Origin of the sequence: Stenomitos frigidus ULC18, assembly GCF_003003795.1 — a bacterium.
Lineage (GTDB): Bacteria > Cyanobacteriota > Cyanobacteriia > Leptolyngbyales > Leptolyngbyaceae > Stenomitos > Stenomitos frigidus_A.
Map to the genome: position 1 here is coordinate 160,934 of NZ_PVWK01000017.1, position 20,423 is coordinate 181,356.

21 protein-coding genes are annotated in these 20,423 nt (G+C 53.7%); 7 read left to right on the forward strand and 14 right to left on the reverse strand.

Translation table 11 applies throughout. The annotated features are described in order from the left end of the window. Window positions 1-41 precede the first annotated feature (41 nt). Window positions 42-1,013: a tyrosine-type recombinase/integrase gene (locus C7B82_RS04205; RefSeq protein WP_106255049.1), complete on the reverse strand. Its 972-nt coding sequence runs from the start codon at window positions 1,011-1,013 to the stop codon at window positions 42-44. Between the two features lie 141 nt (window positions 1,014-1,154). Here C7B82_RS04205 and C7B82_RS31915 point away from each other — a divergent pair, with 141 nt between their 5' ends. Continuing rightward, window positions 1,155-1,322, forward strand: coding sequence for a hypothetical protein (locus C7B82_RS31915; protein WP_181357340.1), 168 nt, complete (start codon window positions 1,155-1,157; stop codon window positions 1,320-1,322). Between the two features lie 178 nt (window positions 1,323-1,500). Here C7B82_RS31915 and C7B82_RS04210 read toward each other — a convergent pair whose 3' ends face one another. Together C7B82_RS04210 and C7B82_RS31920 are read right to left on the reverse strand one after the other, a co-directional pair. Continuing rightward, window positions 1,501-3,324 carry a prolyl oligopeptidase family serine peptidase gene (locus tag C7B82_RS04210; protein WP_106255050.1) on the reverse strand — a complete coding sequence of 608 codons (1,824 nt, stop codon included), beginning with the start codon at window positions 3,322-3,324 and terminating at the stop codon, window positions 1,501-1,503. A 415-nt stretch (window positions 3,325-3,739) separates the two neighbouring features. Further along, window positions 3,740-3,883 (reverse strand): hypothetical protein, encoded by a 144-nt coding sequence (locus tag C7B82_RS31920; RefSeq protein ID WP_181357341.1) that lies wholly within the window; start codon window positions 3,881-3,883, stop codon window positions 3,740-3,742. Between the two features lie 150 nt (window positions 3,884-4,033). Here C7B82_RS31920 and C7B82_RS04215 point away from each other — a divergent pair, with 150 nt between their 5' ends. After that, window positions 4,034-5,980 carry a pentapeptide repeat-containing protein gene (locus C7B82_RS04215; RefSeq protein ID WP_106255051.1) on the forward strand — a complete coding sequence of 649 codons (1,947 nt, stop codon included), beginning with the start codon at window positions 4,034-4,036 and terminating at the stop codon, window positions 5,978-5,980. 161 nt (window positions 5,981-6,141) lie between these two features. Here C7B82_RS04215 and C7B82_RS04220 read toward each other — a convergent pair whose 3' ends face one another. From C7B82_RS04220 to C7B82_RS04270, 11 genes are all read right to left on the reverse strand, one after another. Next, window positions 6,142-6,639: a hypothetical protein gene (locus tag C7B82_RS04220; protein ID WP_106255052.1), complete on the reverse strand. Its 498-nt coding sequence runs from the start codon at window positions 6,637-6,639 to the stop codon at window positions 6,142-6,144. 180 nt (window positions 6,640-6,819) lie between these two features. Further along, on the reverse strand, window positions 6,820-8,616 hold the full coding sequence (locus C7B82_RS04225; protein ID WP_219903986.1) for a DUF262 domain-containing protein: 1,797 nt from the start codon (window positions 8,614-8,616) through the stop codon (window positions 6,820-6,822). 105 nt (window positions 8,617-8,721) lie between these two features. Continuing rightward, window positions 8,722-9,147, reverse strand: a complete 426-nt coding sequence (locus C7B82_RS04230; RefSeq protein ID WP_106255054.1) for a hypothetical protein — start codon at window positions 9,145-9,147, stop codon at window positions 8,722-8,724. Window positions 9,148-9,153: 6 nt separating this feature from the next. Continuing rightward, window positions 9,154-9,618, reverse strand: a complete 465-nt coding sequence (locus C7B82_RS04235) for a hypothetical protein (protein WP_106255055.1) — start codon at window positions 9,616-9,618, stop codon at window positions 9,154-9,156. Further along, window positions 9,615-10,403: a TIGR04255 family protein gene (locus C7B82_RS04240; protein ID WP_106255056.1), complete on the reverse strand. Its 789-nt coding sequence runs from the start codon at window positions 10,401-10,403 to the stop codon at window positions 9,615-9,617. Before C7B82_RS04240 ends, C7B82_RS04235 begins: the two co-directional genes overlap by 4 nt. 458 nt (window positions 10,404-10,861) lie before the next feature. After that, window positions 10,862-11,509 (reverse strand): hypothetical protein, encoded by a 648-nt coding sequence (locus C7B82_RS04245; protein WP_106255057.1) that lies wholly within the window; start codon window positions 11,507-11,509, stop codon window positions 10,862-10,864. A gap of 295 nt (window positions 11,510-11,804) precedes the next feature. Further along, window positions 11,805-12,200: a hypothetical protein gene (locus C7B82_RS04250; protein WP_146141042.1), complete on the reverse strand. Its 396-nt coding sequence runs from the start codon at window positions 12,198-12,200 to the stop codon at window positions 11,805-11,807. Then, window positions 12,197-12,874: a hypothetical protein gene (locus C7B82_RS04255; RefSeq protein WP_146141043.1), complete on the reverse strand. Its 678-nt coding sequence runs from the start codon at window positions 12,872-12,874 to the stop codon at window positions 12,197-12,199. Before C7B82_RS04255 ends, C7B82_RS04250 begins: the two co-directional genes overlap by 4 nt. Next, a complete protein-coding gene (locus C7B82_RS04260; protein ID WP_106255060.1) occupies window positions 12,874-13,551 on the reverse strand; it encodes a hypothetical protein in 678 nt (225 codons plus the stop codon). The genes C7B82_RS04255 and C7B82_RS04260 overlap by 1 nt, the downstream gene beginning before the upstream one ends. Window positions 13,552-13,620: 69 nt before the next feature. Next, complete coding sequence (locus tag C7B82_RS04265; protein ID WP_106255061.1) at window positions 13,621-13,935, reverse strand: helix-turn-helix domain-containing protein; 315 nt, start codon at window positions 13,933-13,935, stop codon at window positions 13,621-13,623. Then, window positions 13,932-14,228 (reverse strand): hypothetical protein, encoded by a 297-nt coding sequence (locus tag C7B82_RS04270; RefSeq protein ID WP_106255062.1) that lies wholly within the window; start codon window positions 14,226-14,228, stop codon window positions 13,932-13,934. The genes C7B82_RS04265 and C7B82_RS04270 overlap by 4 nt, the downstream gene beginning before the upstream one ends. 139 nt (window positions 14,229-14,367) lie before the next feature. Here C7B82_RS04270 and C7B82_RS31925 point away from each other — a divergent pair, with 139 nt between their 5' ends. From C7B82_RS31925 to C7B82_RS04290, 5 genes are all read left to right on the forward strand, one after another. After that, window positions 14,368-14,541 carry a hypothetical protein gene (locus C7B82_RS31925; RefSeq protein WP_181357342.1) on the forward strand — a complete coding sequence of 58 codons (174 nt, stop codon included), beginning with the start codon at window positions 14,368-14,370 and terminating at the stop codon, window positions 14,539-14,541. A 352-nt stretch (window positions 14,542-14,893) separates the two neighbouring features. Continuing rightward, window positions 14,894-16,783 carry a hypothetical protein gene (locus tag C7B82_RS04275; RefSeq protein WP_106255063.1) on the forward strand — a complete coding sequence of 630 codons (1,890 nt, stop codon included), beginning with the start codon at window positions 14,894-14,896 and terminating at the stop codon, window positions 16,781-16,783. Continuing rightward, the gene (locus C7B82_RS04280; RefSeq protein WP_106255064.1) at window positions 16,783-17,748 is read left to right on the forward strand and encodes a hypothetical protein; all 966 of its coding nucleotides are present in this window, start codon (window positions 16,783-16,785) and stop codon (window positions 17,746-17,748) included. The genes C7B82_RS04275 and C7B82_RS04280 overlap by 1 nt, the downstream gene beginning before the upstream one ends. Window position 17,749: 1 nt before the next feature. Beyond that, window positions 17,750-18,451, forward strand: a complete 702-nt coding sequence (locus C7B82_RS04285; RefSeq protein WP_106255065.1) for a DUF6339 family protein — start codon at window positions 17,750-17,752, stop codon at window positions 18,449-18,451. 52 nt (window positions 18,452-18,503) lie between these two features. After that, the gene (locus C7B82_RS04290; RefSeq protein WP_106255066.1) at window positions 18,504-20,405 is read left to right on the forward strand and encodes a DNA cytosine methyltransferase; all 1,902 of its coding nucleotides are present in this window, start codon (window positions 18,504-18,506) and stop codon (window positions 20,403-20,405) included. Window positions 20,406-20,423 lie beyond the last annotated feature (18 nt).

Below are 20,423 nucleotides of genomic sequence, written 5' to 3' on the forward strand. Positions count from 1 at the left end.
CAATGGGTGAGGCAGGTGTCGCTTCGCTGGCTTGACAGCGGTTAAGTCGGTAGTTGTCCACTGGCTTTGAGAAAGGCTTGCTTCGCCGCCACTTTGTTTTTGCGGTTGGTATACCGTCTAAAACTGCGCGGATCACGATGGCGGGTTAATTCCATTGCCAGCGTCGGGTCCATCGCATACTCGACGATTAACCGGGTCGCAAAGGTATGCCTGCCCCGATGGGCATGCAGGTCAATCCCAGTGGCGGCTGCCAGTTGATCCATGACCTGGCGAATACCAGAATAGCCCAAGCGCTGTCCCCGATTGCGGGGTGAGCACGACACAAACAAGGGTTGATCAGGCGCTAATGCCTGTCCTTCTTGTGCCTCTCGCCAGCGCAGGTACGCCTCTAAAACCGCCTTGCCTTCCATAGTGAGCGGCACTTCACCTGTACTATCGTGCTTCGCTTGCCGGATCACCAACTCACCCCCAACACAGTCCCCCACATTGAGGTTGGAGGCTTCCTCTGCTCTGAGTCCATGCAGCAAGACCGTCCACAGTGCCCGATCGCGCTCCTGCCAACGCCGCTGTTCGATCGCCTGATAAATCCGCTCGACCTCTTCCGCCTCCAAATCTTGCGACTGTGGCTCCGGCACATGCTCCTGCTGGATCTCAGTCGTGGGGTCGGCACTCACGTAGTCCGAACGCACTAACCACTTAAAGAATGACTTTAAGGTTTGCAGAGTACGGTTGACTGAGTTCGGTGCTAAGCCTCTCTCGTCGAGCAAAGACTGCTTGAACTGCGCTACCTGCCGCCGCGTTACCTGATTCCAGGTGGTGTCCGTCCAGGTCATAAACAGGTTCAAATCCCGTTGATACGCTTTACGGCTCTTGGGCTGGAGCGATCGCGCCTGCAAAAATTCCTGCACCCGCAATGCCCTCAGACTTAGTGGCTGGCTGGGTGCCTCAGCCATTTGAGGGGATACTGGCTTCAAGGGCACCAGCACTGGGGTCATTAAAGGGCGTTTCGGCATGGGAGCGATCGTCGGTTGTCAGGGATGCAGGCAAGACCCGGCTTTTTGAACCGCAGTCACTAGCCATCTCCACGATGGCACAAAGGTTTCCAAGCTTTCAAGCTAAGTACTTATGCTTATCAGCTCATTTCAATAGCAGATATGAGACTAATATCTGCTATGGGACAGGTATGGGACAACAATGAGAAAAAGCTCCAAAAACAGAACATGGCTGTGGTGCCTGCTCACTCTTTAGTCGTTGTGGAGTTGGGACAACAGCGTTCGACCCGGTGCGAGCGCTGCCTGCTGCGTCAGGGTCAAGCAAGGTAGACAGCAGCGCTACTGCGTGTAGTCAGGTTGATCCTCCCCCTGGCAAGGTCTCACCAGCTTGGCCGCCTCTACGGCTTGCCTGGTGCTCGCCCGCTAACACTCCAGTCCGGTTAACCGCTCACCACACAACCCTCTCGTTCTCGCCTGTCGGTCGCTCCGGGTGCGCCAGCGATCGGTGCTACCGTTGCGGCTGTTGCAACACCTGATAGACAAAGCGGAGCCTGGTTTCCTGATCACGAAGGTTCTGCTCGTTATGGCCCATGACGTGACCCGCGTCAAACCAATGCACGTCGATCGCCTTGCCCAGTGACCGCAGTTTGGCCTCATACACCTGCATCTGCCTCGCCGGACAGCGCGTGTCATGGCGTCCTTGAATGACCAGGATGGGGGCCGTGACCTGCTCCGCGTAAGTGATGGGTGAGGCAGCCCGATGTGCCTCTGGCTTCTCTTGGGGAGTGCCACCAAACAAGCTGCGCTGAGTCCCACGCATCGTTTCTGCCTGGTCTTCATACATCAGAAACCAGTCGGCAATCGCCACGTCTGCCATCCCGCCTGCCCACAGGTCAGGATACTTCCCTAACGTTTGTAAGGTCAGGTAGCCGCCATAGGAACCACCCGTCAGGAAGATCGCGTCTGTCTGGGCCAGCCCCTGAGCGACCAACCAGTGACGGGCAGCGACCAGGTCCTCCACCTCCAGATGACCGAGTTGCCCCCAGATCGCCCGCTCAAACTCGCGCCCAAAAGTGGTGGAACCACGGTAGTTGACCGACAACCAGGCAAAGCCGTGGTCGAGCCACACCTGGCAACCAGGCGCAAAGACTTCGGTCGTGACACTGGTCGGGCCACCGTGAGCATGCAGGATGGTCGGAAACGGTGGCTCACTATCAGGCAAGGCTAACCAGGCTTGAATGGCCACACCATCCAGGGACGGGAAGGTCACCGAGCGCCACGGGCGACCGGGCGGTGCCGACCCTGCCGCTAAGACCGTCCGGGTCTCCTGTGTCTTGGGCTGTAGCGCCAGCAAGTGGAACGGTTGGTCGGCGTTGCTGAATGTCACCAGTACTTCGCCACTGGCTGTGAATTGTCCACTACCAAAGGTACCTTGCGGCTGGTGGAGAGGCTGTGCCTGTTGGGTGACGAAGGAGTAGGTCAAGAGGCGGTAGCAGGCTTGCTGCACCGCACAGAGCAAGAGCTGTGACCCATCGGCAGACCAGTCCCAGACATCAAGTTCACCGGGCACATCCGCCAGCGGTAGCTCGACCACTGCGCCGCTCGCGGGCTGCCAAAGCACGGGACGGTTGAACCCAGAGCGATCACTGGTGACCAGCAAGCGTTGATCACCAGCAAGTGGCGAGAACCCGATCGGGCTAAAGCTGGTATCGTCTTCGTACAACTCGCAGATGAGTTTGCCACTCGCCGTCTCCCAGGCCAGCAAGCTAAACGCCCGCGTGCCCGTGCGTTCTGTGGTCGCCACAACAACCACGGTGCCATCGGCAGAGAACGTGAGACCACCACACAAGGCAGGTGAGCGCCACAAGAGCCGGGGTGGTGCCAGCTGATCGTCACTTGTTTGATCCAGGAGATAGAGTTGAAACCCGGTCGCATCAGCGGCGATCAGTCCGAGCAGGCGACCAGACCGCGCTTCGCTCAAGCTGGTGGAGGCATACGGCGGTAAGGTGGGCGTGAGGTCCTGTGGCTTACCACCGGCAAACGGGACGCGCACATAATGACCCAGTTCATTCCCTTGCTGATCCTCCAGATAAAAGACATAGCGACCATTGGCAGCGATCTGCCCCCGGCTTTTGCCCTCCGGGTGCGTCGTCAGTTGTCTCAGCTGCTGGGTGGCCACCGACCAGGCATAAAGTTGATTGACACCGGATGCGTTGGTGCAGACCAACCCTCGTTGCGGCTCCGCAGCGGCAAGTTGTGCCCAGAGGATTTTGGGGGTACGGAAGCGCTGCTTCCAGAGCGCCTCGTCGCTGAAGTCAGGTGGTTTGAGCATGTGGTGGCACCGAAACTGCCCAAATTGTATGCCAGTGACGATCGCCGTTATGTGGAATTCACGTCATAGAAAAGTTACTGTCACTACGTTTCAGGAAAGCCCTCTCCAACGTAAACTCCAAGAATGGTAGTTTTATATTGTCTGAAGATTCGGCAATGACCAGTTTTTGTCAGCCAAAAGCCCAAATCGCACTGCTGATTGCGAGCGATACTTTAATTGTTGAGTAATTCACTGAGAACGGAGCTAAGTGGTAAGCACTCTTTGAAGTGAGCTATATCTAGAACGTCACCAAATCAAGTGTCTACCCTTATACTGTTTGTCCGTAGCATAGCGCAACCAGTTTTGCTTCTACCGCCGCTCACAGACACATTAGCGTGGGGGAATTTGACTTGGTTTGTGTTCAGCACTGCCGCCTCTAACCCCAGCTCCACAAGCGTTGCTGTTGCTGCATGGTAGTAGCAGCCTTGCAGTGGCAATGTGCGGCAATGACTACTCCTTTGTCAGTACAGCCTCGTCCATTGACAGCGATCGCCCTTTGACCTCGAAACGTATAGTGCATTGTTACAAGGAGCCAGGTTTTGGGCTGTCGTTTTGAGTGCAAGGCAACCGCATTTGCTTGAGAGCCGGGTCCCTAATACTGTTTTTCTAAACATCGGTTATTCTGCGTGTAGCAAAGCATCATCCCTACTTTCTACTCGGACAACTTCTCATGAAAGCCAGCGAAGTCCTCAACCGCTATGCCAACGGAGAACGAGATTTTCGCCGCGTTAACCTCCGAGGGCAATCCTTCAAAGGGCAAGACCTGTCTGGGGCAGACTTCACGGAAGCCGACATTCGTGGGGCAAATTTCACCAATGCTGTTTTGAAGGGAACCAACTTTACTAGAGCGATAGCAGGACTACACTCTTACTGGTTGCCTACTGCTTCGATATTAGTAATTTCACTCTGCATATCTATCATCTTTGGCTCTATCTTTACAACTTCACTTACTCTCATTGTTTTGGTTGCAGTCGTGATTTCTGCTGCTTCCTGCAGGCTCCATAATCCTCAACTTAAAACTCTTATTTCGGTAGCTACGATAACCGTTAGTTTAATTAGCTTGTTATCGGCTTCTCTATCTCTAACAATTCATGGTCTTATAATTGGCTTGCCATCTAAAAATGTTTTGATTTCTAGCTCCTTGGGTTTATTCTTAGGAATCTTAGGAATTTTATATGTATTAATTAAAGGTTCTCAAGCAGGTATTATACCTTCTGCCACTGGCCAGTTTAAAGTAGGTTTTTTACGGTTGTCCTCTGCTTTGACGCGTGAGGTTTTCAAGTTCAGTATTATTCTTACTGGAGGCACAGGCTTTCAAGGATCTGATTTAACAGATGCTCAATTCATATACTCAAACCTAAGACACGCAGATTTGTATAGAGCAAATCTGTCTCGAGCTTGCTGGGTGAATGCAAGAAATCTAAATTGGTCGAGACTCGGATATACGATTCTTGTTGATCCAGAAGTAAGAAAATTGCTTGTGACAGGAGACGGTAGCGGGGAGAGTTATAGTGGCAAGAATTTCAAAGAAGCAAACTTGTCAAAAGCGGATCTAACAAATGCTAATTTGACTGAAGCAGATTTAAGTGGTGCAATATTGGACAGTGCTTGTCTGAAAGAAGCAAACTTGACAAAGGTACAGGTTTTAGGAGCAAATTTCTATCAAGCAACCCTCACCGGAGCTTGTCTGGAAGGCTGGAACATTGACAGCACCACCAAGTTAGAGGATGTCGATTGTCAGTACGTCTATCTCCTCCGCGACCGACAAGAACGTCGTCCAAGCAGCGGCGACTTTGCTCCCGGCGAGTTCACCAAACTGTTTCAGGAAGCGCTCAACACAGTTGACCTTATCTTCCGCAACGGTGTGGACTGGAAAGCCTTCATTGCTGCCTTCAAAACGCTGCAGGTAGACAATGACGGGACAGAACTGACGGTCCAGAGCATTGAAAACAAGGGCGATGGTGTAGTGGTCGTCAAGGTGAGCGTTCCAGAGGAAGCTGACAAAGCTAAGCTCCATAGCGAGTTCAATCAAAGCTACGACTTGGCACTCAAAGCACTGGAAGCGAAATATCATGCCGAATTGAAAGCCAAAGACGAGCAAATCACCATATACCGTGAGAAAAGCGCCGACATGACAGAAATTCTGCGCCTCCTTGCTAACCGACCCGTTACCGTTGAAGTAAACGCCAGCGCCGAGAGTAAAGCTATGAGCGACAGTACAGACAAAAGCCAGAGTGTGAATATTGGTGGCAACGTTACCGGATCGACTATTAACCTGGGTGAGATCAGTGGCAGTGTATCGAACGTCATCAATCAGTTGCCCGGTGCGCCTGACCCCACACAACCCGGCATCAAAGAACTGCTCGTGGAACTGCAAGCAGTGATTGAAGGCGACTCAGCACTCTCCACTGAAGACAAAGCCGATGCGCTGGAGCAGGTGAAAGTGTTCGCAGAGCTTGGTCAGAACCCTCAGCAGCCAGAGAAAGAGGGGTTGGGCAGAAAGGCGGTAAAGATTTTGAAGGGGACGATCGCGGCTCTCCCTGACACTGCCAAACTTGCTGAAGCGGTCAGTAAACTGCTGCCATTGATTACGAAAGCACTGGGACTACCTTTTTAGTAATCACCCGAATCACGGACAATACAGAACAAGGTTTTGAGCCGCTAATTTTGACCTTACATGAGCCGGAAACGCTATATCGTTCCCATGTGTTTGCCTTTATCACTTTGATATCCTCAGCGTGCGATCACGTCTGAATAAGACCGGAAGGTTCGTACCACTTAAATCAAGTTGCTAAGCTCAGCGTCTATCCCTATCAAATCAAACTGCTGACAAAGTACCTGGAAGTTTAACTCAACGATATTTGAGCGCTTTTCATAATTCACAACCGAGTAGCCATCGACATTCAATAGTCGTTGCAGCTTGGTGAGTTGATCGCGCAAGGACGTAACTGAACAATGCAGGTCTTTTGCCAGAGTGGACAAAGCAACCTTGTAACTCTGAAGCTCGATCGCCCTGAGTATCTGGATCAAGTCATTATCGGATAGCGCTGTTCGCCCAACTCGTTTTTTCTGTGCTTGGTAAATCGGTGAAGCTAAAAGGGCTGTGATCCACTCTGAGCATTGCTGTGCAGGCACTGCGCTAAACAAAGGACCATAATCAGGTTGTTTCAGGCTTAACGGCGGCATTGGTAGCAAGGGTGCTTCACCGCTTTGGCTGACGCTATCCTCCCACCAACTGGGAAGGTCTGCGGGCGCTTCATCCCAATGCTCTGGCAAAGACGGTGTAGAGCTTCGCCTCTCAGATGTTTGAGCAGCAAGGATCGTAAGCCTGAGGAGAACCTTTAGCCGCAAAGCATCGACTTTGTTGGACTTCGATACAGGGAACAATCGTCCAGCCGATTTCCTCAGCGTCCTCGAGAAGACGGTCTTGGACGGTCTTCTCGAGGTTTGGGCTTGTTACACCTCGCTATAGAGTTCCGATGGACTCAATTGCCGACCGTGTATTAACTTATTCACTGCTGCCATAACCAGGTCAGCCCGTTTGCGTAGGAAGGCGTCAAAATCCTGCTTAAGCTTAACGGTCTTTTCTTCGTCAGAGAGACCTTCATAGCCACCATTCGCCAGTTCTGAGATGGGGATTAGATGCGCTTGAAGACGTTCCTGCACGATCGCTTCAGAAGTCCACATATAGCGATCCTTGAGATATTTCAGAGGATCTTTGCGCCCGATGGTGAGATTAGTGTTGTCTTTGATCAGTGCACAGTTTAGAGCTAGGAAGCTGGGAATCCCCGCTTCTTTGAGCAGCGCATCGGGGTAGACATGATGATAATGGCGATTTTCAATCGTTCTAGAATCTAACCGCTCTCCGGTAGCGAAATCTAAGGCTCCCAGACGACAGAGTACGGCGAGAACGCCTCGACCTCGAATAGTGGCACGCTTGGGCCATTCAGCAGTGAGAATTTCTTCCACTTCGACCAGACTATGGTTGGCAAAGATAGGGACATCATTAATGCTGTAAGGGGTGGTGTCTTCTTTAGTTCGATTGGTAATGATCTTTTTGAGGGCGTTAAAGTCAGCAAAGGCATGGGTGGGTGCTGAGTTTTCGTAGCGATCGGTAAAAAAGGCACGCCAGAGATATTGCTTTAGCAGCAGTTCATCGCGACCGCGTTTATCGCCTGCATCAGGAATATTGGCATAGAGAGAGGCAATCACAGCCAGCACAGCATTAGTGGGTAGACGCTGAGCGTCGTAAATGCCCTCGTTATTGAGAAATTCTGCCATGCGGTCGAGACCACGCTCCAGAGTATCCCAGTCTTCTACCATGCGCTTTTTATCCATATTCCAGGCACCCTTCTGGTTAGGGAGATCGCCCTGAAGCAAGGCGGCAGTGGTGAGAATCAGGTCAGAGAGGGGAGCATAGCGCGCGATGTGTGGATGGCGTTGGTGGAGTTCGGTCTCCAAATCATGGAGCGACCGTTCCATGACACTTTCCACTTCAGCAACGATGATGTCGTAGGTAGACAAGGGCTTGCTGTTGGTATTCATGTTGATGAATACGTTTAAGGCGACGGCTTTGTCGGTATGGGCTGGAAGCGCTAGATAGGGCAGGTTATAGTTGGCAACGATCGCCCGCAAGTCTTTAATCTGGTCACTAACCCGTTGTCGCAACTCAAAATACCGTTGGAGTTCATCCATGCCGGAGTCTGCCGATGGCTTGGGTAGAGCTTTGTTCAGCCAATCATCGATGTCACTTTGAATGTCTTCGGGACGTAAAAGGTGAGTGGGGATAAGACCCCGCTGTAAGCACTTATCGGGTTTATCGCACCAGAGAGGAAAGCGTTCGCCAGTGCGTTGCTTAATGTAGCGTCCCTTCCAATGAACGCTCAGGTCACGGGACTTATCCTCGTTGTAGTTATCAAACGCCTGGACGTAGATGAAATAGGTTGTCCAGGTGTAGTTATTGTGGAGTGCTCGCCAGAGGGCTGTAAGTCTTTGCTGTCCATCTAGCAGATGCTCATAAACTTTGTTGGGGGTTTCTGGAGCGGTTTTGAGATAGCGCGAGATAAACTGCTCTGCTTCACCGACTTCAAGGATGAGGGTAATGCCGAGGGGAAGGTTTTGGATAACGGTTTGGATAAGGCTGGCAATCCGGTGCTGATCCCAGGCCTCAAATCGCTGAAAGCGTGGTAGTTTGATCTCGCCTCGCTGAACTTTACCGTACCAGTCCCGAATATTGCGATTACGAGCTTCCACTATCATTTCCTCAGCTATGGTTGCGATGTACTACTTTTTGGAGAAGCTGTCTGACGCTCCAAATTAGCAGCGTTGCACTCTCCAGATAAATTAGCTTTCCCCGTTTTACTCTCCAAGTGAGGAAGGTGTCGATGGGGGAGGGATGAGTTTAGTAGCAGATGCGGCAAGCTTGAGGGCGATCGCTTTCTGATCTTCTTTTGCAGTCGGCCACCCTTCAATGTCGGCGTGATTGGGGTTATCAGAAAAGGGTTGGCCTGTCACTCGCAGGGAGTCCATCAGGCAATCGCTGGTCAGAATATCCGATCGACCGTAAAGGGTTCTTTGTTGTTGAGTCGCTACGTTAACCCCTGCCTGCCAAATTTCTGCTTCCGTTGCATCGCGATGGCGGGTGACGGACAGCTCTTGATAGGGATGTGGGATGAATAGGTTCGGCTTTACGGTGCGATCACTCCGAAAATGACCGCTTTGCATCACGTAGCGTGCAAGTAACTCAGTTTCCTCAACCGGGGGAATATTTGCTGGATCAAGCATGAACCCTTAATTCTTGGCTAGAGCGACTTCTTGAATTAAGCTGAGCAGCCGTTTAGGAATTTCCCCTAGAAATGGCTCTGAGCCGCGTGGATCACTGTTTCCTAGAAGAGCGGCGTAATAGAGTTTACCGTCGGGACTAACGCTGATTGAGATTGTCCAGTGGGAATCGCGATACCAGTCCAAAGTCAAGTGACCATCTGGTTCTGCCCCTACAGATGGTAAAGGGAAGCCCAAAGGCAGCGCCTGAATCACAGCATAGGCATAATTCCGGGTTGATTCTTGCACGGGATAGGCATCATAACCATCCCAGTTAGGGGTTCTACACTCTGCCCAAATCGCTGCCAGCTCGTCAATCGCGAGTTGCTTGCTAAAAGCAGCGGTGTGGGCGAAGTACTGCTGATTGACTCGACTGATTTGGTCGATGTAGACAGCCGTAGAACTAAAGCCTCTGGGCAGAATGGCTGTGGTCATGGTGTGGCTCCAAAGCGTTCAAGGGCGTGTTGGGTGATGCAGCTAAAGAAGACCTTATTTTTAAGCCAGCGCATTTCCTGGAGTCGTTCGGCTAAGGTGTCCTGATCTAATTGAAGCAACTCCTGAGTGAAAACGTCGATATCGACAATTAAGGCTCGTCCAGCAGTTGGGTCTGCGCCAGCAGGTTGAATAGTTCTGACCCAGTTGATGGCGTAGGGATACCCAGGAACAGGGTAGGTGTCCTGATGGAAGAAAGACTCGGTTGTGAGTTCTAGCCCTAGTGGGGGTGCAGGGATGGTGTTGAGATACTGGGAAGGCTGTTCGCCATGATCCAGGGGAATGCGGTTGATATAGCGCACCCCTAATCGCTGAATGACGGTCGGCTCTGCTAACTCCAGGAAAATGTGCCAAAACCGGAAGGCTTCGGTTTGAAAGCTTACCCATTCTTCGTAGGGTTCCAATCGGCTGAAAGCAACGCCGTTGACGGTGAACTGTACAACATGGTGATTCTGCTCATCCTGGAGGCGAAAACCACTCCACTGTATCTGCTGGAAGAACTCGGAAGACCCATCGGGTGTCCCTGTAGCACCAATTTGGACATCTTGCTGAGTTTGAAGGATGGGATAGTCGGGTAAACGCCGGGTCAGTTCTGCTTGAAGGGTCTCAAGTTCCAGCTTCTTGCCTGCATGAGCCTGCCAGTGAATCACCGCCTCAATGCTAGGGGCGGCTTTCAGACGAGGAAATTCCTCATTGAGGTTGAGGCTGAACTTGGGCAGCGGACTCATGATAGTTAGCAAGGGTTCTGAGTGTGGATTATATCTGTCAGCCTAATCCCTGGATAGAGCCTTGCGTGTCGAGTAGAACAGAAAACGAAAATATAGCATGTTAGGCAATTCTCATAAGGGTTAAGTCTCTTCTTGAAAACGCTGGCTACGATAGACAATCGCACCTGCCGTCTACTACACAGGAACGCCCCGCCCATAAGCCCAAGCTTTCACCAGAGCATTGAAGGCCGTAGAAGCGGGGGAATAACCCCTGAGCCAGCTTGACCGTATCGCGCGACAGCATCTAGAAGGAGCGAACTCAACGCTGTGCTGCTGCCGTGTCTGACGCCTTGTGTCGCCACAGCCGTCTAGCGATCGGTAAACGAGCTGTTAGTGCCAGAGCCACAGGTGCATGGCAACAAGCTGCCATGCACTCTAGCGCCCTTTTTTAGCCCCAGTCGACCGCCGCTTGTCCTGGGTCAAAGCGGGGTGGCGTCCTTGTGTGCCCCACCCCGCTTTACGCGCTTGCCACTCCCTGGGCTGCTGGCGTTGACGGCGAACCCCACGCCAGCTGTGAGATTGGCGTTAGACGCGACACGTTGGAGCAAGGTGTCATGCTGCCACCAGTAGGAAACGATGACCGCCTCCTGCCAGCCCTCCCCGCGCTCATCCAGGGCAGCGTCTTGGAGCGCCGCCCTTAAATAGACACCACACGGACAAGTGGCGGTATGGTCAGCGGCATCATGGATGAACACCTCATCCGCACGCCACTGCTCCCCCAGCGCCAGTAAGGGAGCCACAACGGTGTCCTGCTTGGCAGCCAAAACATACAAAGCGTTGGCTGGGTAAGGCGCACAACGCGTACCCCTGGTCGCGGGCGTGGCACGCTCGGTTGCCATTGCTAGCAGGGTCTCGATGATCCCCTGCAAACCCCAGGTGTCCTGCGCCGCACCCTCGTTGGCAGCGGCGAAGCAAAAGCTGCTCCACAACTGCCGCTGCTGCTGGAGATCCCGGATGATCGCGGGTCCATCAAAGGTATGGAAGCGTTGCTGCCAGACCAAAGCGGCGCACAGGTCTTGGGGGCTACAGTCTTGGGCTAGCTGTTCGATTTTCGCTACATCCAGCATGGTTATTCCTCACTTTTGAGCGCTGTTTGTTGGACTCACATCGCTGCACGCACCACTTGAAGGCGTGGCAGTCTCCTGCCACACTACCCCCCGCCGCCTTCACTCAACATAGGTCGTTGCTAAACATGGCTCCAGTCACAGCCAGGACGAAACGGTTGTCCCTCCGCCCATGCCCCTTCGCCGTTGACTGCCGCCGGACAAGCGATGATGATCACCAGGGGCAACTCCTTAAAGCTGCCGGTGCAGTCAGGGCAGCTGACTGCACCGGGTAGAGTTGTGGGGTGTAGAACGGTCTTTAGACGGCAGCACCCTCACTGGTGCCCGCTGGTGTCCCTGGCGGTTGAGTCCCCTCGCCAGGGTGAGCGTCGGTCGTCAGATCCTCTCCCATAAACCAAGCCAGCTGCAGAAACTGCTGCCAGCTGGGGTCTTCCCGAAAATCTGCACAAACTTCTCCCTGGGCTCCATACGGCTGCACCGCACACAGGAGGTAGGATTCACTCCCATAATAGAGACAGCTATCGCACGCGGGTAGTTTGCGAAACGGCTGGGCACGACTCATACCTGTCCTCCTTAAACGGTATCGCGATCGCCATCTCTCACCACTGGCACTCACGCCACGCCGTTGCCGAGACTGACCGCTAGTGACCCGCCGGGTGTAAACTGCTCTGCAAATGCACGCGCTTTGACTCACGGTGCCACCACCAACGGAACATACAAGTCACGGGCCAACAGCTCAAAACTGGTACCCGCTTGCAGCACTTGTGCCGGGGACAAGCCCTCCAGAAAGGTGATCAGGCTGCCATCGGATTCCACAATACACGTCAGTCCCTGTACCGTGACTTCCCAGGGAAAGTGCAGCCCGCGCACGGCATAGTCGCGTTGGAGCACCTCGCGCTGGAGACCACAGGGTTGCAGTGGCTCAGCCAGCAACCCCTCGGGGATGGCGTGAATGCCCAGCGGCGTGACGCCGAACGGCACGGGTGCTGTGTCTACGATGGTGCGAGCGCGGAACACTTCACTTTCGGTTTGCACGAGTCGCCAGCTCAACTCGGTCATGGCTTGAGCCACCTCATGCTGCGAACGGTAAATGCGCTCAAAGTAGGGCGCAAGATCACAGGGCAAGCCAGTGGTGCCGACCTGTGCTTGCAACAACTGGTGCGTCGTCTGCACCGCCTGGTGCAAGAGGTGGCCTTGCAGCGCCTCGACCGCCGTAGTCTGAGCAAAGGATCGCATCACTTGCTTGACGAGTTCAGTCAGCGCCAGTTGCAACACCAGGTTGCTGTCATGCGGTGCCTCAGCCTGGGCCAGCAACAACTGCACGACCTGTTGCAGGATGAACACCTGGTCGGCGAGCACGGGTACCATCATGCGGCCACCCGGACTTCAGCCAGCGCACAGTGCCACTGCTCGTGGCTCAGCAGCGTGATGCCGACTAGCAATCCCAGGATGGGCTGGGTGCTGTGGTGGAGCGTGTTGGCGGCGAGCACTAAGGGGAGGAAGCGCGGCAAGGCACGGTCCACCAATCGCTGACTAGCCTCGACCGTCTGCTCGGCTGTTGCTTGGACTGCGCCCAGGTACAGCGTCTGGGTGGTGGGGTTGACACAGACCACATGCGGGGCAGCAGCCACGGGTCTGGCTAACAGTCGTCCCTGGTACAAGTACTGCAGCAGCAAGCCCAGGCAGGCTTCGCCCAGGGCGTCGATCGCGCCACGCGGCGGGCTGATCGGTTGCTGCTCCGTGTGCGAGAAGAAACGGGGTTGGTAGCCGGGTAAGAGAAAGAGACCGTAGCGTTGGTAAGCAAACCATTGCGCGACCTCCTCTAACGGGTAGCTGGCGGCTTGCACCGAGTAACGACGCACCAGGGCACGCATCGTGTGGGGGTGCACCGACCAACCGGGCAGGGGTGTGTACGGAACGGCTAACTGCTCCAGGCGGGTCAGCAGTGCGGATGACAGAGCGGCACGGCTAGCGACAGCCTGAGCCAGCGCACCCGTGATGGGGTCAATGGTGAGGCAGCGTTTTTCGAGGGAAATTTCAATCACGCAGGCTTTGATGGAGTGCAGGGTGCTCTCACCATAGAACAGCCCTTTGAGGAAGGGAAATGGTTCCTATCACGGTGATAGGACTTTGCCGTTCGGGTTTGCGGGGCAGAGTCTTCGCCGCAAGCGCAGGGGGATGCGTTCGTACTCTTCCCAGAGGAAATGCATCTCTGCCAGTTTGCGGCGCTGGCGGGCGTCCGCCAACCGCCTGGTTTTGCCCTGGGCGAACCAGCGATCGACGGTCGGTTCGCTGACGCCACAGATTTGCGCGATCTGAGCGTGTGTGACACCCCAACGGGCGTAGAACGCTTGCGGGGTCATCCCCAGACGGCAGCCGGAGTAGAGTTGGAGCAGCCTGATCTCGCGTGGTCCCAACTCTTGTGTCATGCGGGTTGCTCCGTGCTCGGCGCTGTCACAGCCACCAGCATTTCCAGGTCGTCCTCCCACGCCAGGTCGGAACACGTCCAGGTCGAGCCAGGGGACTGAGGATCAAGCCAGATGGTGTAGCGCCAGCTCCAGGCTTGCAGGTGTTCCGCAGGCGCGAACTGGAGTCCAGTGATGGTGCCGAATGCTTCGGCAGGCAGGGGGATAAACCGGACGCGATCGCCCAGGTGAAACTTAGGCAGAGTAGAGGTTTGTGGAAATTCTTCTGGAAGGGCAAGGAAGGGTTCAGGAGGCATATACCTATAAGAAGCTGCGCCAAAACATATCGCCAATACTACGGCACGATCACTCAATCGCACAAGCGCAATTTCGCACAAATGAGATCTCGTTAAATTGCCGTGTAACAATTGACCCCGAACTAAAACGGAAAGTTCTATGGCAAAGGAGATCAGGGAGATTCGAGGTAGAGTGCCGAAAGACTTGAAAATTGCGTTTGAGGTTGCCTGCGTGCGAATGGAACTGACCCAGGCAGTAGCACTGGAAGAAGCAATCAAGGATTGGCTGCTTAAAAAGGGTTTCCCTACCAGCGATGACGGTAAGCAGCGATAAAGGGTGAGCACTTGTCGTGATGTTCACACACCTTGCTTGATGCTGATCCCTGCCACATTACTGCTGAGGCAGTCATCTCCAGGCTCTTGCAGCATATACAGCTAGAAAACTTCAGGTAGCCGCGTTGCCGCTTCTTCCTGACTATAGCTACTAATAGTGTGAAAGAGAGGCAGAAAACACTAAATCTGTATATTATTGTTGATTACAATGCTGGCCTTAAAGCGCTTCAAGGTTTTTTGTTGCTTCTATCCGAACAGGCTGATACAAATGATCTATTTCCTGTTGCTTCTGCCAACTGAATTTCGGTTTATAGCACGGTAGAGAAAACACCATTCAGTCAAGTTAAACGTTAATGACAGCTAAACCTTCCACTAAGCGCAAGCCGCAATGGATTTTTGATCCGGTGCCGCCATCCGGTCAGTTCACAGGGGGTATCCCTTCTGCCTATGTCTTTAAGCCTGAACTGGATACCTTTGTGCGGGAAGTGTTGCAGAACAGTCTGGATGCCAGAAAAGCGGCAAGCCAGACACCCACTGAGGTGAAATTCACCTTCAGGCAATTGCAGGGAGACGACAGGACGCGCTTTCTCAACACGATCGACTGGGAGTATCTGCAAACGCATTTGCAGGCGGTGGCAGAAGGTCATACCGCTATGTCTACTTTGCTAGCGAACACGATCTCCGACCTAAACAGCACCCCCCTGACCATTCTGAGAATTGATGACTCTAGTACGGAGGGGCTGACAGGAGATGAAGATACCCCCGGTACGAACTTCAGCAGCCTCTGTCGCAATATTCTCGACACAACCAAAGATGCACCCAGTAAGGGCGGCAGCTACGGTCTTGGTAAAGCCTTGCTCTGGCAGTTCTCCACCTTATCGACTGTGCTGTTTTCCTCGCGTCTTGAGGGAGAAGCGCCTCAGCAATTTCGCTTTTTTGCCCGCACAGAGCTACCTTCCCATGAAACAGAGCAGGCACGATGGAATGGCTCCGGCTGGTATGGACTGCCGGAAACTGTCCGCAATGGTAAGCGGGCTGTCTCAATCTGGGATGAAGTTGCCGAGAAGATCACACGATCGATTTACCTGTACCGCCCTGTGCAGTTGGGGACCGGAACGTCCATTATGGTAGTTGGCTTTCACGAGCCTGCTCAGGAAGAAGCCCGTCCCCTCGCAGCGATCGCTCAAGAGATCCTGCACTCGGCTGCTCAATGGTTCTGGTATTGCATGATTTCGGCTACCCCTTCACTCAGGGTAGTAGCAGAAGTCTACGAAGGGCATGAATTGAGCTTCCGGGGTGAAGCGATTCCGGGTAAAGAACTGGAACCGTTTATTCAGACTGTGCTGGCTGACACAACGGTTGCTAAAGCCTTTCATCGAGGCGAGGTGGCAGAAAAGGAACTGACCTTCAAAATTCCCGCTAAGAAGTCAGGCGAAGCCCCCGAAGTTGAAGCCGCCCTGAATTTCCGCTTGAGCCGGGGCGAGGATGACTCAGAGGACGCACTCTGGGGTAATCGCATTGCCTTGATCCGTGGATCGGGCATGGTGGTCGAGTATCGTTCTCCTGGCAAAAAACTGTCCGGTATACCTTTCTGCGGGGTGCTGCGGGCTGGCAATGCCAGAGGCTTTGCTGAAGCCGATGACGCGCTGGAAATGTTTTTGAAAGACGCTGAGCCACCGTCTCACGATCAGTGGAAGGCAACGGAACGACTTCAGGAGGAGTACAGGAAAGGTTCCAAAAGCCGCCTCGATAAACTCTGGAAAGATCTGGATGAAGCGGTGGTCGAACTGTGTGGTCAGGAAATGCGCCCGGATGCTGAAGCGCCAGAAGCCCTTGCCCGTCTATTCAGGAAAGATGCGATCCAGAGTGGTAAGACGCTCAGGCAGGATGATCAGAAGCTCCAGGTATCGTGTTTAGAGGCTTTCTTTACCGAGGGTGTCTGGCGGTTTTCTGGGCGGGTCACGCAGCCAGGGACGTTGAAGAAACCCTGGAGTTTCTCGTTGCTGGTGCGGCTCGACAGTGAAACGGGGGAGGGTGAAAAACTGCTGATTGATCATTTGCGGACAACCGGAGCCGCTTCAGTACAGATCAAAGCGGAACTGGCAGAGTGTGTCGTCCAGCCATCCAGTCAGGAAATTGTCTTTGAAGGTGAAACAAAACCTGTACATGGCAATAGCCGGATGCCAGATTTGCAGCGTACTCGTGTACGCCTTGAGGTTCAACCGGGCAGAGGAGGTCGCTGATGCCTGCTGAAAGCTTTTATCCTTACCGTACCGGGGCTGAAATGGTGCTGCTGCATCTGGATCTACCTGAGCGTGAAGAGCACCAGGCGAGTGACGAGAGCCTGCCAGTTTACCGTTGCAGCAGTGCGGAAATTCAGCTTCGGGCAGCCGCGATCGTCCCTGATGCGGTCTGGGAGAAAGTTTTTGATGCATCTGAGCGAACTCATCCGCCTGCCAAGCTCTGGCTGGTGGCACAAAGTATGGAATCACGCTCCAGACAGGCGTTTGAGCTTAAGGGGGATGGACAGGTCTTTGAGGCTTTGATCCGCCTGAATACTGATGATTGGGCAGGCAAAGCAGAATTTCAGGCAGTGCTTGCCAGAACAACAGCCAGGGATGCATCGCCATCAGGCTATGCATCCGATGTGGGAGCGCGGCTGGCATGGTCTAAAGCCCATCTGGCACTGTTCAGGGAACCCCCGGTGCCGCAGCGCGACAGGCTAAAAATTCAGTGGAAGAAGTTTGAGGGTAGTCAAAAGTCGCAACTGTTTGCCCTTGATCACTCGGAGCCGCAACCAAAACTCTGGCTCAACTCTGAGGTTGAGGGCTTGTATGATGTGCTGAACAGTCGGGCAGTGCGAGGCTGGAATCCGGCGATCGCAGAGAACACCAGCTACCTGATCGCCCATCAGGTCTGGACATCATTGCTGGCAACCGCTATCAGTCATCTGGCAGAAACGGGAGACTCTGATAGCCTGCCTGATCTGGCTGAGTTGCTGGAATGGGAGCGCTTGGTGCTGGAAGACTGGATTGAGTCTCTCTTTCCAGACAGGCAAAGGGATGCGGCTTTCGATCTGTTGCTGGACTCCGTGCGTCAGCACTACTTTAGGGAAGAATTGCTGGTGCAACGGATTCCAGAAGCGATTCAGGAGAAGCTCAACACATACAGGGGTTTTGAGCATCTGTTGAAGGAGGCAGGCAGATAACATGGCTCAGTCATTACGACGCTTCACTGTACCCGTGACCCGCCCCTGGCTTTACCGATTGCTGGAGAACCCGGACTCAATGCTGACAGAGCCAGTTGATGGTCAGGCAACCCTTAAAGAGGTGAAGCGTACCGTCAATCGGTTGATCAAAAAATGTGGGAGTGAACCGCTACCTGCCAATCAGCGATCGGCGTGGGATCGAGAACTCGTCAAGCCGCTTTACGAAGCCCTCAACAGACTACCGCGTAGAACTCTGGTGGATATGCGTTTCTGGCACTGGCTCTGTACTACGCCCCTGCAAGATTTTGTCTGGTATCGCTGGCATGGGCAGATTCCTGCTGATCCCCGCAGCGTTTTGAATCAGAGTCAGGCACTGATCGGTCGGTTTACGGGCACTCCCTCCCTGAATGGCTTCAGCCGGAATGCCTTGACTCGCCTTTACTGGTGTGCGGCGACTCTGTATACCGAAGAGGAAGGCTTCTATTGGGTAGAACTGGCTCTGCAAAATCAGGATCTCTATCAGGCTATCTTTGAGCGTCAGTTCAGCCTCTATCCACCAGCCGTGCGAGCGTGTTTGAGGGAACTGAAGGATAAGTCAGAGTCAGAACGCCGCGAGGCGACCAAACGCCTGAACCACCATCTGACCACGATCGTTCTGGAGACCTTGACTGAAGATGATATCCGCAAGGTGTTAACTCTCTAACCCTAAATTTCACATCCCCACGACCTGTAGCTTTATTGCTGTCTGAATACACATGAGTAAGCCCGCTGTTCCCTTTTCAACCGGAGAAAACGTTACTCTCGCACCACACTACCGTTCCTGCGACCTGGAACAGCTTCGTGCCTATGCTCAAAAGGCACAGAAAGCGAAGAAGCCTTTAGCAATCGACCTGTTTTGTGGTGCTGGGGGGTTAAGTCTTGGCTTGCAGGAGGCAGGGTTTAACGTGATTTTGGGTGTAGACAGTTATCAACAGGCGGCGGAAACGCATAAAGCCCACTTTGGCGGAGTTTCTCTCTGTGAGGATCTCTCCAAGCCAGAGGTGATTGATGCCATTGGTGAGGCGTTAAAGGGCATAGCGATCGCGCTGGTTGCAGGTGGTCCGCCCTGTCAGCCCTTTTCACAGGCAGGGAAAAGCAAGATTCGGCATCTGGTCCAAGAAGGGGCACGGCATCAGGATGATGAGCGCCGGGAACTGTGGCAGTCGTTTGTGGCAGTTGTCGAGAGAATCAAACCCCAGGCGGTGCTGGTAGAGAATGTGCCTGATATGGCGCTGGGCGATGATGCGATCGTGCTCCGTCAGTTAGTTGCGGCACTGGAGGCTTTAAACTACGACGTGCATACCCGCATTCTGGCGGCATGGCAGTATGACATTCCTCAATTTCGCCAGCGGCTGTTTCTGGTAGGGGTACGATCGGGTACCGCGTTCAAATTTCCCGAACCAGTCAGGGACACAAAGCCGAAACTGCGGGATGCCATCGCCGACCTGCCTGTCGTTGAGGCAGGCGCTAAGAAACTTGTCATACCGTATCAGGAACCAGAAAAGCTCAGCCGCTTTCAGAAATGGTGTCGTAGAGGCGTTGCCGCAGAGGAGCAAAACAAGCTCTACGACCACATTGTGCGTGCGGTTCGGGAGGATGATTTGGAGGCGTTTCGGCTGATGGATCATCAGACTCGTTACTCTGATTTGCCTGAAGCACTGAAACGCTATCGGGATGACATCTTTGACGATAAATATAAGCGACTGGGCTGGGATGAACCATCCAGAAGCATTACTGCCCATCTGGCACGGGATGGCTACTGGTACATCCACCCGGAACAGCATCGCTGTCTGACCATTCGGGAGGCTGCCCGCATTCAAAGTTTTCCAGACTGGTATCGCTTTTGTGGGCATCCCAGCCATGCTTACCGTCAGATTGGTGGCGCAGTCCCGCCCTTGCTTGGCAAATATCTTGGCAAAGCGATCCTTGAGGCGACCAGCAGTTATGACTCATCAACCCGGTACGTTTCCACCGCTGCCTTGTCTACAACACTGAAACACTGGCTGGAGCAGGAACCGGAGCAAAACCTGGTGGCTCCCTGGCGACGCAGCACAGACCTGTGGCAAATTCTTCTGGGTATTACGCTATTTGAGAAACTGCCCGATCGTCAGGTCAGGCTAATCTGGTCTACTTTCAGGGGGCGCTGGGCGGATGCAAAAGGCTTCTTGAAGGATACGCACAGGGAAGCGGCGATCCGGGCAATGCGACAGAGCAAGCTTCTGCCGACTATCACGGCTGTTGCCAGGAGCCTGAGCAAAAAGAATGCGCTCGATAATCTGGAGCTTCCAGAGGTGGGAGAAAACCAGTTGGAAATGGCGCTGGCGCTGGCAGACCTGAGCCATCAGCGTCCCATCTTTGCGCCCATTTATCGGGTGGCGGAGCGGGTTTTCGGGGCTGAGGATGAGAGAAGCTCGATCGGGCATGAGCAATTAATGGTTGCCAGACTGGTCGGTGTCGATCAGGGTGGTCGTGCTTATGCTGGTGTGCTGGAAGTAGCAGACCAGTTCTGTAAGCCTGGTGTGCCAGAGTGTACTCGCTGTCCCCTGAATAAAGTGTGCTTCACCGCGAGCAAAACTTATCAGCCAGTCTCCTCACAAGAGTTGATACCCACTGGTTAAGATTTTGGTTAAGCTGCA